Consider the following 14383-nt stretch of genomic DNA (forward strand, 5'->3'; position numbering starts at 1 on the left):
GATAGATGAAACAAATATGCATGCAACGTACAGGCAGCATTCTCTCCGGAGTGGAGAAGAGGCTGCCTGTTTGTCTGTCTTGTTCAGGTTTTGTATATGTTCCCCAGGTAAGATAGTACATCAGTACATTTCATTCTTAAAAAGGGGCCTATGCGCATGAAAAAATATTTTTCCCTTCTCGTCCTTTTGGGGATCTTTGTCATTCTATTTCCAACTCTACAGGAAAAGTATTATGACTGGCAGCAGGACAAAGTTATGGACAACCTCCAATCCGACTTATCCAAACTTAATAACTCATTTGAACAAGCCATGAGCGACACCAGCTCAACCGATCCAGCCTTCGAGGAAGAACGTATACCGAATGTGGACACAGGCGCGCTAGGCGTCATCGTTATAGACAAGATTGATGTCCAGCTGCCCATTCTGGAGGATGCAACGGAAGCCAACATGAAGGTTTCAGCAACCCATCTGGTGGAAACAGCCCCGATCGGCAGTGAAGGAAATACAGCAATAGCAGCCCACCGTGCTCATAAAAAAGGACGCCTGTTCAATCGGCTCGGAGAACTGGAGATTGGCGACCAGATTGATGTTACATTGGCAGATCAAACCCAAATCCGGTACAACATCGATCGAATTTCCGTTGTGGAGCCTACGGATCTGTCTGTGCTTGAGGATCCACATCTGGGACAGGTGCTGACCCTAATCACTTGTGACCCGTTGATAAACCCGACACATCGATTAATCGTGCGAGCCGTTGCCGATACCACGGATGCCCCTGATCGTGATCTTTCGTAAACCCACTTCATATTTAAACACCCCTGGTGTATGCGAGGAGGAACTTAATCCTCCAAGCATATACACAGGGGTGTTTTTGTAGTCATGCAATTAATGATACGCGGTTTATTAAGCTTGGTTATGCTTCATTTGTTGTCTACGGCGAGTATACCAATAACCTAGACAGCCCAGCAGAATCAAAGCTGCTCCGGTAAAGGTGTACCCTGCCCGGCTCTCTTCTCCTGTCTTAGGAAGCATGCCTTGGGATTGTTGGTTTTGAGCATTTTGTGCCCCCGCGACATCGGTTTCTGAAGGAGTCGAAGCATTCCCCCCATTCCCATTGCCAAGATTCGATTTATCACCTGCATTTGCAACTGACGTCGGGTCCTCACCAGGAACGGCTGGATTTGCTGAATCCGGTGAAGTGCCCGCAGACTCCAGATCTGTCGGATTCTCAGGAACCGTTGGTTCTGGAACTGACGTATCCGGGGAAGTAGATTCTGTATCCGTACCCGGAACAACTACAGTACCTGGAACGGTTGTCCCTGGATTTGATGTTTCTGGTGCCGGAGACTCTGGTGTTGGTGTTGTTGGTGTTGGTGTTGTTGGTGTTTCCGTTATTGGTGTTCCCGGATTGCTTGGTGTACTCGGACCACCCGGAATGACAATGACTTTATTCGTTTTTTCAACAACAACGGTTTCCGTTTGCTTATTCGTAATCTCGAATTCAACTGGAGTGTTATCCAAAACATATCCTGAAGGTGCTTTAACTTCAACCAGTTGATATCGGTTTGGCTCCAGGTCCTCCAGATAAAGCTCCCCGTTTAGATCGGTTGTAAGCTGTGCTTCATCAATGTCAGGAACCGCTTGGAATTGCCAATCTCCATTTTGATCCATCAGGGCCGTCTGGACACGTAATTCAAAAACAGCACCTTGAAGATGTTGCGTTTTGCTTTCATTGGTTTTAACCAATTTGACAGAACGGTCATTTTCTTTGTTTTCTATCGTTAGCTTTGTTTCCGGTTGAATAATCGATACCAGTGTTTCAGGCTGCTCGATCACGAAACCGTCCGCCTTCGTCTCTACCAATGTGTATGGACCGTAAGGTAATCTGTCGAATTCAACTACACCGTTAACATCCGTAACATCTTTGCCAATTACGGTACTAGTTTTATCACGCAGTTCGAATTCAATTCCGCTTAACACGGACTGATCCTTGGCATTGACTTTGGTAACAATCAGCTTGCCATCCGTTCCCATTACATTGGTTTGCGTGAGGGTAACAATTTGGGTTTGATTAGCGACAATGGTAAATGGAATCGGTGCTGCATCCAGTGTGTAATACTCCGGAGCCACAACTTCAACCAGCTCATAATCTCCGGGCGACAAATCACCTGCTGCGATTCTTCCATCCTCTCCTGTCGTTAAATCCTCACCAATCTTTTCTCTGGTTTGATCCGTTTTCTTCAAGTACAGCTCAAACGTTGCACCCTTCAACGTCTTCGAGGCATCAACAGAATCAACCTTGGTTAATTGAAAGCCCTGACGAATTTTTTTGTTTTCAATTTCAAACGGTTTGTCCGCATCTTTAAATGGGACCGTTTTGCCTGTAGCAGATCCATACTCGGAGTCTATCAAATAACCCGTCGGTGCGGAAACTTCTTTTAGTTTGTACGGAATTCCATCGTTCTCATTCAATCTATAGTTTCTGGTTGAACTGGTTTCTCCGTTGGAGTCTGTAGGTTTCAATGTTTCAAGAAGCATGCTTCCCGAAGCATTATAAATTTCAAATACCGCTCCCTCTAATGGAGCTCCAGTATCATCTACTTTTTTAATCTTAATCTGACCAAGTCCGGTAGATGAACCTCCGCCTGCTCCAGCCAGTGAAACGCGAATACCTTCCTTATTATCTGAACCTAGCACGGAGGAGGACTGACCTGCAAAGTCAACTTTATTGGAAATTCGATCGCCGCTATCCGCATTAATAAACGATTGATATTCCAGAATAAATGCGGTATCAACTGCCTTAAGGAACGTAAATGTAAATGTGTTTCCCTCTACAACCAATTCATAATCATCCGTGCTCACAGCACCGGCTTTGGTTGAAACATTACCTGAATTGTTCGCCGGAAGATCGGTATGATACAACTTCAGGGAATCCGCCAGTAAAATCTGATTGTCCGACAGAGTATCAGTCAGCACAGACCTCGCTGCAATATAGGATTGACTTGGGTTGATGTTCACTGTCCAGGAGGCCAGATCACTTGTGCCTTCTTGCTTACCTGTTTTGGCTACATAAACGCCGCCGTGTGCAGGTGTTACAGTGGCTGATTTATTAAATCGCACCTCTCCACCTTCTCCATCACTCAAGGTTGCATGATTGGAGTACGTGCCGTCTACGTCATATTCGCCATCCAGGCTTGTTTTATAAACAATCCGATAGGCTTCCTTGCCGATGTTGCCCAGATCCAGTCTGAAGCCCTTCCCGTCCGGATTGAGTTGAAATTGTCCATCGTTCAAAGAAACCTCGTCACCAATGGCGATAACATTATTTTTTCCTTCCAACTGCAGCTTGTTCACTTTCAGGGAACCATCTACAAAGGATTGATCACCAATGTAGTTATCCTGGATAATTGCATCCTGAATGTCGTACAAATTATAGTTCGTATCGATCGTCCAGGTGATCGTTTTGTCCTTGGCGCTGTACTCACCTTTTTTATTCCCGTTATCAACGGTGTAACTTTGAGGTGTTACATCTGCCCACTTCGTAATGGAAGTCTGGGATACGCTTGATTCCTTCCAATCGATTGTACCTGTGTTGCGGTATACATTACCTGCTGGCATTCCTGCTGTCGGATCAAAGCTTGTCTTGTATGTGATGGTGTGTTCGCCACTGATCATACCACCATCTACCAGACGAATGGAGAATCCTTGTTCAAATTCAGAGTCATCTGTGGTCGCGATTGGGTCCTGCACAAACTGATCTGCCTGAGGTCCAGTGATCTGCAGTGTACCGGGCACCAATTTCATATGTCTGCCTTCATAATCATCTGTAATGACGATATCCGTCATTGCTTTCTGATCGCTATTTATTACTAATTTCCATTCAATTTCTTTCTTATTGAAATCTTCGCTTTGTACACTTTTGGCAAAGATGACTTCTCGGATATCTTTCGTCGTTGTTTTTTCCAACCCACCGTACATTTTGACTGTATTGGATACGGTGGCATTTTTGTAAACACGATCAATGGCTTTGGTTTGATACACAATTTCATAAGCCTTGGAGATATTATTATTGAATTGCAGCTTGAACCCTTCATCGAACCCTGTGCCTACGCCTTGTATTGCATATTCACTAGAATTAACCGGTGTTGAACCAGATGGTCTGCCACTGTTATTGATCTCCACTTGGTTTACCTGGACCGAACCATCTACCAGCGCATACTTCGTCGTGTCAAAATGGTCCTCAATCCACGCATTTTCCTTCGAAATCGCTTGTTGATTGTAGTTGTACTGAACCTTCCACGTAATCGTTTGGGTTACCGGATCATAACCGCTATCTTGCCCGGATTTATTCAGCGGTTCATTAAAGCTAATGTTTACTTTACCTTTAGCGGTTTCCTTGTATCCATCATCACCAGTAAGGTTGACCTGATTTTCATATGGACGATTGGTAAATGACCCTGAAGTAGGCGCTGTAACACTCGTTGTGTACGTTACCCGGTACCCTTGATTAATGTCGCCAAGAGAAACAGGAAACTGGGATTCTGTTTTGGCGATATCTCCCGCTTTTACGGATCCATTGATTTGAACTTGCAATGGGCGAATCTCGATATCTCCCTTGAGGTTTAAACCTTCTGGAAAAATATCTTCAAGTACCACATTTTTGATTTCTTTTTCACCCTGGTTAAAATCAACGGTCCATACGATTTCATCCGAGTTGAAATTGCTTTTATTTGCGGCACCTGATTTCGTCAGTTTGTCCACAGCCGTATTGGCAAAATGCACATCAATAATGCCTTGTCCAATGGAACTGAAATCGAATGGCTGCTTTAAGCCGCCTTCCATCTTGCTTGCATCATATTTGACCCATACATAAAAGCTGCCTTGCAGCTGCGCACCTTCGATCAGGTCACTGAACGTAAACGTAACCTTTCCATCCGGATCGACGACATATTCGCCTGCTCCACCATCCAAATTGCCTTTTAATTGCGATTCAATCTTGAATTTGTCTGGCAGATCGAACGTATATGTTGAACCCGCTCCATAACCGTGAGAATCGCTCGGGAACGACCAGCCGAAGATAACTGCTACCTGATCATTCACATTCGGACGAATCTGATCGACCGGACTGCCTTTCGGTGTAATGTTCCCATTCCCATCATATCCGGGAATTTCATCATACATTTGAACTCTTGTGATTATTTGTTCCTGGATCTCTGAGCTTGCTGCCATGGCTGTCAGACTCTCCAGAGCATCCACTACAGCCTCTGCACCCTCTGCTGCCTCACCTGATTCAGGAGTGACAGGTACAGTGCTGTCCGGTACGGTGGTATCCGGTTCAGCAGTATCTGGTTCAGCAGTATCTGGTTCACCGGCATCTGGTTCGGTGGTGTCAGGCACCTCGCCAGGATCCACATCCACAGATTCGGCCGATCCTTCTTGGCCTGGCGTCTGAGCAGTTCCCCCTTCCCCCTCTGACGTGACCGTAATATCCTGAGCATGTGTGATTTGAGTAAATGCAAATCCGTGCATTAATTGTGTAACCAGCAGCAAAGCAATGATCACTATGCTCACTTTTCTTTTCATCCGTTGTATATCCCCCTCTAGCATAATGTTGGCATGACAATAGGCCAAGAATTAGAATACCAAGGGCATATATACAAAAAATAGACAATTCTTTATTAAGGGCCTGACAGAAACTTAAAATACAAAAAAAGGACGCTCATCATCGGAGCATCCTTATAAAACTTCACACCATATTCTAGCTTGAGTAGCATAGCGATTCTTATAACGTCCAATTAATTTTCACACGCAGGTCTGTCGTATCTTCCATTTTGGACACATAATACGATATCGATTTCATCCCGAGCTGGTATAAATGCTGCAAATCTTCAACCAGGCCTGTTTCTGTACCTTTGTATCTGAAAGTAAGTGTGGTGCCGCCATCCTTCAGTACGTTCTGCACCTTGGTTTCCAGTGCGGAATGCCCACTAATCGCATCTTTCTCATCATAGAGCGAGTATTCCAGAGTATGATACAGCTTCTGATATGCAGCTGCCTTGCTTCCTCCTGTCTGCATCAAGGTTTGCAGGGCTTCCCGATAGGGATCGGGTGCAGCCGGGTATTTGCCTTTGCCCGACCATATATGGTCACGTGCCATTTCGTCGTCACTGAGCAAATAATAATTATGACTAACCTTCCCTCTGCGGTCAGGTGTCGGATCATCCCAGGTTGTGTCCATATGATACCACTTCCCGTCCAGATTCACGATATTCCAGGCGTGCAGTTGGTCACCTGCCGTACCTTCCACGATCCGGTTATCAATGCCAACCCGCTCCAGCATGCGGTAAGCAAGCAGGGAATATCCCTGACATACGGTGCTGCCTGTGACGAGTCCGTCATATGCCGTGTATTTTTGCAGAGATGTATCGTAGGCAAGGTTGAGAACAATCCAGTCATGGATTGCTTTCACCTTCTCATGATTCGTCATCCCCGGTGTAATGATCTCTTTTAATACACTGGTCACTTTACGATTAACGTAATCGGTCTGTTCCTTGGTCTCCCGGTAGGACAAATTCACATGGACCTCGGCGGATACGTTGGAACCTTTATAATTAAAAGCATAACTTTTGACGGTATATTGGATATAGGGATCACTGGTCATTGCTTCATCAATGGAGCTCTGCAGCTGTTTTTTGAGGCCTTTCACATCGCCCTTGTATGTAAAAACAAGCTCCTCCGTCCGCTGTGACATGGCCGTTAGCAACGTCTGGCGTAAATCCGTTGTCGTAGATATATCTGATGTGCCCGAAGCAGCATACAGCTGATCCAGGTCAACCGTACGCGGTAAGGCTACAGCAATCAGACAGCCTGCCAGCAATATGGTGATTACTCGTTTCCCGTTCTTGCCCATGAAAGGATACCACCTCTCTTTGCAAAGTTCTCATGCCTCATTGTATCACAAAAGGATCTGACGTCAGGCTTCTAGTTTTGTCGAAAAGAATCAAAAGAGACCTTCCGCAGAAGGTCTCCCTTATCTTCAGCAACATACCTCTACATACCCGTTATGCCAATCCTATGACTTCCTTCAACGGATTATGCAACAATGCATCTTAATACAGACGGCTGCCTGTCATAAACGTATCCGTCTTGCCCTGCAGCTGGGCCAACCGCTCCAGTACCTGTGCCGCTTCGGCCACGGTCACTTTGCGCGCCGGCATGAAACGCCCTTCAATGGAAGGCAGCAGCCCCAGCTTCATGCTGAGAGATACCGCACCCTTGTTCGTAACGGCATTTGCATCGACAAGGTTGGGCAGATCCGATGGCAGTGTGTAGAAACCAGCCAGCTTCTCGTAACGCAGTATACGCACGAGCAGAACAGCCAGTTCTTCCCGGGTCATCTCCTCCTGTGGATTCAGATTGACTTCCGGATCAGAACCCGCGAGCCAGCGCTGGTCGATTAATGTACGCACTGCCGGATAGTAAGGGCTCTCGGACGTAATGTCCGCGTACAGCTTGTCATTCCCGTTCACAGTGTAATATAAGTCCAGATTCGGATTAACCGCTCTAGCGAGATAGTTAAACCAATCTCCTCTGGTGATCACCCGATCCGGGAAAACGCGTCCCTGCTCATCAGGAATCAGGACACCATGCTGGTTCATATTGAGTATTGCCTCTGCAGCCACATGACCAGCAATGTCACTGGGTGCAGCTTGGGCTGCCGTGCTGGAAGTGTTGTACAAAGACATCCATTCGCCTGTATTGGCATCAAGTACTTCATAGCTGCCGTAGATTGATTTATCATCCCGTGTAGGCATATACGCAAGATTTATTCCCGACGGAGTGACTTGGCCACTGTTCGTACCGTGTCCACCGTAACGGGAGTATGCCAGAACCAGCTTGAATTCTTCCAGGTAGGCAGCTTTTGCCTCTTCGTAACTGATCTCCGGCTCCTTGCTTGCGGGCAGCTGCTCAGGCGTTGCAGCAAGATTGGCATAAAATTCGCTAATCGTTCCATCCTTCAGGACCTGTACCTGTACCAGATCATCCTTAACCGCAATTCCATTCAGGTAGCGCTGAAAGATAAATGTACGGGCGTCCTCTACCTCAAGCACGCTGGATAGCTTGAACTGTTCCGCAGCATCCGGCACAAGTGCAATAACCGAATTGATTGCAAGTTTCTCGGCTTGCGTACGGGTTATGGACTTGCTTTCATTTTCTTCAGTCGGTTTCTCTTGTTCAGCATCCGGACCCATTCGCTGATACAAGCTATAGCTGTAAATTTGTCCGGTGGTGGCATCCACCTGAGCTGAAATGTCTCGCATGAACATATAGGACATATTCGCGTTTCGATTGCTCCAGCTCAGACTCCAAACCTGATTGTTCGGACTCCAGTAGCTTCCTTTATTTAACTGGCTGTAATCCAACTTGTATCCTTCCGGAATATCAAAGTTCTTTTTAACCAGGTTCTCCGCCTGCTTGGCATTCAGTCTCTGTCCATTCGCTGGAACAAACGCAGCAACGCTGCCTTTCAGTGGTTTGTCCTGCTGTACGGTATCCTCAGTAATGGCTTTCCCAGTCATAGCGTTGAACCGTTCCAACGTATTCGCCTCAAGGGGAACCATGCTGGAATCCTTCGGCATATATCCAAGATAGTACTGCTGGCCTTGCTTTGAAGACAAGCGGTTTTTCGAAATGTAGGCTAGTTCCACATCGAACTGTTCTTCGAATTGCTGCCGTGCCTTCTCTGCAGGTACGGCCGGTTTCGATGAAGGATATTCCGCTGCGGTCGTCATTCGTGAATAGCCTGTTACCAGGCCACTTTGATCCACACTTATGTAAACCGTCTCCGCCTCAGATAACAAACCGTCATGCTTCAGTTGGTACGCATATTGATATTCGGTTCTCCCAAACAACGATTGCTGCCCTGGCGTTTGGTACAGATCTCCCAAAGATGCATATGCGTCTTCCTTCAATCCAGGGATTGCCTTGTACAGAAAGGCCACGGCCTGTTCTTCGACTTCATCCTTGGTTAGTCTAACTTCCGATTCAGCCAACTGCTTATCCAGTAAATCAGATGGCATATGCACACTCAGTACTTCCCCTGTCCCTGCATGTACAGATGCGCTAAATCCCATCGAATGATTACCTTCGGTAATCTGGAATCCGATGTCCCATGTTTTGTACTCCAGCGGAGGAAATTGGTTGTTCGGATCAAATTGTGCCGATGTAATGGTAGCTTTCTTTAACATGGGAAACAGTTTCAATATATTCTCACTGGCTTGCTTGGAAGAGATTTTAGCCCCCTCCGGCACGTCATTGCTAGTCACGTCTAGTTGTTCATTTTCCCCCGGTACAGCTTCTGTTACCTGCTCTGCTTGCGCTGCTGACACACTGCCTGCAAACCCTGGAACCTGCGATGCCAGAAGCAATGCCGCCATGGCTGCTGATGCAGCTTTGGCTGTCATCATTTTGAAACGAATCTGAAAACTCAAATCTGGACCTCTCCCTTCAATTTCATACATCGGCATTTTGCATTATCGGTATCTTTGGATTTATGCAAATGCTCACATGGATGCATGCCAAATAACCCCGCATGAATATGGCCAGTCTATTCTATGATACCATAAGCTTCCTTTTTAATCGTCCTTTTCCCAACAATTTTACAAATGAGAATTTTTTCAAAAGATGCTGAACAGCAAAAAAAACGCCAACCTGGTTGGCGTTTTCTATGTCAGCCCGCAGCATTATGTAGGCTGATGATCATTCACAATCTAATACAGCAGTACTGGAATCGGTCGATTTCGCCTGAACCTGTACATGGTTTCTCAGGAAAGGAATTACTGTCTGCCAGAATACAGGATCTTCCTCTGAACAACTGTGCCCTCCGCTATTGACCCACAGATGTTCGACAGGCGGATCTGCCTTGGACATGAAGTACTCCAGTTCACTTGGCGGGATAAAATTATCTCCCTTGGAGTGAACCATGAGCATCGGCAGCTGCATGCCTTTGCGCCGTTCATTCAGAAGCATGACGGGATCGCGCTGACGATACGTTTTCAGTGATTCCCCAAGCCGCCAGAACCAGATTCGCGGAATCAACTGGGCGAGTGGAAACAGGGGCAATCGCCGACGTTTCAGCTCCGAACTGACAATCACTTCGAACTGGGATGGCATTGAATCCGTAATGACTGCCGATACCGGAATATGTTCCGTTACTGCCATTATGGTTCCCAAACCGCCCAACGAATGTCCCAACACACCGATGGCACCCGGATCTATCTCCGGCCGGGAAGTCATGTAGCGCAATGCTGCGAGCAGATCATCACGGAACAGGTAGGCAGATGCCGCTTTTACCGGATCACTGGCCCCATGACTTCGGACATCATACATGAAGAGAGCATATCCTGCTTCCCAGATGGGACGGGCGTAGCGGAGTACACGTGATCGATTGGAACCCCAGCCATGGGCTATAATAATTAGCGGCCACGGTTTGGAAACGTGGGCCCCAGCGGGAATAAACCATCCGTGAACCCGTCCTCCGCCACTATTGAAGGTTACATCTTCAAACGGCATAGGCGGGGTATGCGTTATGGGGATCTTTTTGGGTGTCTGGCTCTTCACCGCTGCCTTCCATAAACCACCTGCCGTTACAGCAGCAACAGCAATAACTCCACCAATCATCGTTCTGGCTTTCACTGTGCACTTCTCCTCTCCGGCCTCTATCATACACCTATTCTACGACAATACCATTAACGCCCTGTTAAACAGCCACATCTTTTATATATACCCAAATGTACATATTGTTGATTTGTGTTATCTTACCTTTTGATTCTCGCTGCTTCCACAAATGCATGTGTACATGCAGCAATCTGTTCATGATTTCCCGCCTCCAGTGCCACTCTTGGCAAGAGTGCACTGCCAAGTCCAACTGCCGCTGCACCAGCAGCAAAGTAGTCCGTAATATTGTCCAGATTAGCTCCACCAGTTGCAAGCAGTGGAATATGATTGAGTGGCGCCTTGATCTCCCGCAAATACGGCAGCCCTAGACTCGCCATCGGAAATAACTTCACCACACGTGCACCTGCTTCATGGGCAGCTACAATTTCGGTAGGCGTCATGGCTCCCGGCCAAATCTCCACCCCATGTTCTACAGCATATTCAATTACAGACAGATCGACATTGGGCGATACCAGAAATTGCGCACCCGCTGCGACTGCTTCCTTAGCCATCTCTACATTCAGGACTGTGCCTGCTCCAACATAAGCTTGTCCTTCATGCCGAGTCCGCCAGTCTCCAATAATCTCAAACGCCCCAGGCGTATTCAGCGTCACTTCCATCAGGCGAATTCCCCCGTCTGTCATGCCTTTTCCTGCTGTTATGGCAGCTTCCCGGCTAATGCCGCGAACAATGGCAACCAGCCTCGACTCCAATAGCACTTCCGTCAAATTCATGCGAGCTTCCCCTTGCTTCATAGATTCGGAGCTGAAGACAGTATTAGTATCACCGCTTTTCCGTTAATTCATATTGTAAAACGATTCTCATCTTGTTGAAATACAAAACTAAAAAACCTCTCTTGTAATCATGGACGAATGTTGGTGGAATTCCACCCATCTGAACCATAACTATAAAAGAGGTTTTTGCCTTGAGTTTAGGCCTCTTCCAGAACACTATCGTTTTCCATATCCTTAAAATACCGGTCGTTGTACAACATGCTGGGGTGTGTGGGGTGATACGCCATAGCAATATCATTATGCTCCTTCGCCTTGGCGCGATTGCCCAACCGGTCATAACATACACACAGCTGCAAATGAGGCATCCACGTCCATGCTGCTTCGTTCAGTACAACCATCGGATCTGCAGGACGAACAGCCCGAGTCGCCTGTTCATACCAGAACAGCGCCTTGCGATAATCTCCACGGTCTGCGAAATAACCGCCTACTCGGCAGCAGATCTCTGCTCTCGGCAGATCATAGGCCAGGGATCTCAGAAGGGCTGAAATTTCCTGTTCAGCGTGGCCAAGTGCTGCTTCACAGTCTGCGATTTTCTGGCATGCGGCAATCTGATCTTCAACCCAGCCAAGACCAGTATCCAGAAACTTCCCGTAATACGCAATAGCATCCGCATGCTGTCCATGATCTTTCAGTTCATTGCCAAAGTAATAGAGATCCCGGGGAGAGAAATTCTCTCCAGCCTCCTCCCGTCTGCGGTAAATCCTCAAGTTGCGATCCGTGTACTCCTTATCTTTCTTATGGGTAACCGCAATATCGCTATGCAGCAAATTGCCGCCAACTTCCAGATATTCATGCACTGCACCAATCCAGCGGTAATTTCGATCACGGCGTACCAGCCGGTTCCGTCTCAGACTGTAGGCCACCTTCCCATCTGGCGTGAATGACAGATTGTAGGCCATGGTAACGCTGTCCACAGCGGGATCCAGGGAACGTTTCAAGGCGATGAGCTTCGCCCGGTCCTCCGGTTCAAACACATCGTCAGCATCCAGCCATAATATGTATTCATTGGTTGCCTGATCAAAGGCAAAGTTACGCGCGGCTGCAAAGTCGTCAATCCATTCAAAATCGATAACTCGCTCCGTGTATCTTGCAGCAATTTGCCTCGTGCGATCCGTTGAACCAGTGTCCACGATGACAATCTCATCAGCAATGCCATTCACCGAATCCAGACATCTGGCGAGGGAAGCTTCTTCGTTTTTTACAATCATACACAGTGTAATGCTGATCGCCTCTTCTCCTCGTCTGACCCTGCGATTATAAGCAGCTGCGCCGGGGAGTTCAGACAAGCGATAGATATGATAAGCCGGCAGGTGGGTATCCACGTATAAACGAAAACCCAGTGCCTGGGCACGTATGCAAAAATGGCGATCCTCGCCCCAGAAGGATACATTGGGAATCTGATCGAAGGAAACTCCTGCTTCCAGAGCTGACTTGCGAATGAGCGTACATGCGCCAAGCCCGCCTACTTCGTAACAGCCAGGCTCACGCAATTGATTCAAAAAGGCATTCGTTTGAGTGCTCTCATCTTCCATCTCCTTGCCCGCCTCGATCTTGCCGCCTTTGCGAAACAGGGCATACTCATCCTGCAGCCATACTTGCGGCATTTCCCTTGTGCCCGGCTGCCAGCGCGTCCAGAAAATATTCGATACAATGTCCTTTTGGGAGGAGACAAGCTGCTCCAGCGTCCGGGGATGCAGAACAAGATCCGAATCAATCAGGAAAACAGCGTCATACTTCTGGTCCCGGGCATATTGCAAAATGCGATTTTTCAAACCGGCTACTCGCCAGATCTGCTCGTCGCGCCAATAATGGCCTCCCTCATCCTTGTTGTATACCCCTTTTTCCTGGACGGATTCATCATCATGATCTGAAGCAAAGACGGTTCCTTCATGCCGGAGAGCAAAATCACGGAGGATATTGGACGATGCTTGCTCTTCATTATCATCCACAAATAAATAGTCCGTCTCCACTGTCGTTCGCTCCAGCAGTTCCAGAGATTCCAGAAACTCGCGAAGCACCGCAGCTGTCTGACGAACCGGACTGGCGATCAGCACCTTTTCCTTTTGTTTTACCTTCTTCAAAATGCATGTTCCCCCTTCCTTATTCCAACCATGGCACCAGCCTTGGATCTGTATCCAGGATGGATTCATACTGTTCTCGCCAGCCGTATCTGGCTTCCGGGTCCAGAGCCTGATAGCGCTCAAATTTTCGTATACGATCCTCTTGGCGGGCCCAGCCATAATGCTTCACACGCGGCGTGTGGCATCCATAGGCAAAATGCTGAATGGTTAACGGAAAACGTCCACAATGCTGCGGCGTTTCCTTCCATTCATAACTCCATTCAGGACGATAACGGACGAGAAATGGCCGGTAATACGCATGGGCTTGCCAGTATTGATCTTCCCGGTAGTGGGTATCACTCCACATATCAAACAGTCTGAAATAGATGGCGTCCTCGTTCCCGCTCAGCAGCTGATTCCGCTGAACGCCAAAATCAGCCGTAAGAATTTCATCGGCATCCAGATTCAGAATCCATTCGGGCTCAGTAGCCACCGTTGTCTCCCATTGCTGTTTGCGCAGAGTCACTTCATCGGCAAACCTGGACGCCGGATTCTCCACCAACAGAAGTGGGATCCCTTCCAGCAGATCTCTGCACATGGCAACCGTATCATCCGTGCTCCCGTCATCAATGATGACTGCTCGATCAATCCACGGCCTGTGCGTTTGCAAAGCCTGACTGAGATATCTCTGCTCTTCATTGCGAACAATCATGGACAGCGTAATATGCGGTCTTCCGTCTTCCTCCCGATCATTCAAAGCCCCACCCCCGTGCGTAAGCTGGCTCGAAAACCTTCTATACTCAATCTATGCGT

General features: G+C 47.6%; 8 protein-coding genes and 1 pseudogene. 1 reads left to right on the plus strand and 8 read right to left on the minus strand.

The features are described 5' to 3' along the window. The first annotated feature begins 156 nt into the window (after positions 1-156). Positions 157-795: a class D sortase gene (locus AB3N00_RS26630; RefSeq protein WP_413037267.1), complete on the plus strand. Its 639-nt coding sequence runs from the start codon at positions 157-159 to the stop codon at positions 793-795. Between the two features lie 108 nt (positions 796-903). On the opposite strand, the gene AB3N00_RS26635 is transcribed toward AB3N00_RS26630, so the two are convergent. The 8 genes and pseudogenes from AB3N00_RS26635 to AB3N00_RS26670 form a co-directional block, all read right to left on the minus strand. After that, entirely contained in the window at positions 904-5583 is a 4680-nt protein-coding gene (locus AB3N00_RS26635; RefSeq protein WP_413037268.1) for a collagen binding domain-containing protein, read from the minus strand. Positions 5584-5782: 199 nt separating this feature from the next. Beyond that, positions 5783-6910 (minus strand): transglutaminase domain-containing protein, encoded by a 1128-nt coding sequence (locus AB3N00_RS26640; RefSeq protein ID WP_413037269.1) that lies wholly within the window; start codon positions 6908-6910, stop codon positions 5783-5785. 199 nt (positions 6911-7109) lie between these two features. After that, positions 7110-9491: a YcdB/YcdC domain-containing protein gene (locus tag AB3N00_RS26645; protein WP_413037270.1), complete on the minus strand. Its 2382-nt coding sequence runs from the start codon at positions 9489-9491 to the stop codon at positions 7110-7112. Positions 9492-9759: 268 nt separating this feature from the next. Beyond that, positions 9760-10695, minus strand: coding sequence for an alpha/beta hydrolase (locus AB3N00_RS26650; RefSeq protein WP_413037271.1), 936 nt, complete (start codon positions 10693-10695; stop codon positions 9760-9762). Between the two features lie 122 nt (positions 10696-10817). Next, positions 10818-11450, minus strand: a complete 633-nt coding sequence (locus tag AB3N00_RS26655) for a bifunctional 4-hydroxy-2-oxoglutarate aldolase/2-dehydro-3-deoxy-phosphogluconate aldolase (RefSeq protein WP_413037272.1) — start codon at positions 11448-11450, stop codon at positions 10818-10820. A gap of 197 nt (positions 11451-11647) precedes the next feature. Beyond that, the gene (locus AB3N00_RS26660; RefSeq protein ID WP_413037362.1) at positions 11648-12718 is read right to left on the minus strand and encodes a glycosyltransferase; all 1071 of its coding nucleotides are present in this window, start codon (positions 12716-12718) and stop codon (positions 11648-11650) included. Between the two features lie 348 nt (positions 12719-13066). Beyond that, positions 13067-13660: pseudogene (locus tag AB3N00_RS26665) on the minus strand (glycosyltransferase); the annotation flags it as partial. Next, a complete protein-coding gene (locus tag AB3N00_RS26670) occupies positions 13611-14327 on the minus strand; it encodes a glycosyltransferase family 2 protein (protein ID WP_413037273.1) in 717 nt (238 codons plus the stop codon). The gene AB3N00_RS26670 and the pseudogene AB3N00_RS26665, both read right to left, overlap by 50 nt. Between the last annotated feature and the right edge of the window lie 56 nt (positions 14328-14383).

This window comes from Paenibacillus xylanilyticus (assembly GCF_047246825.1).
In the GTDB taxonomy this organism is placed as follows: domain Bacteria; phylum Bacillota; class Bacilli; order Paenibacillales; family Paenibacillaceae; genus Paenibacillus; species Paenibacillus xylanilyticus_B.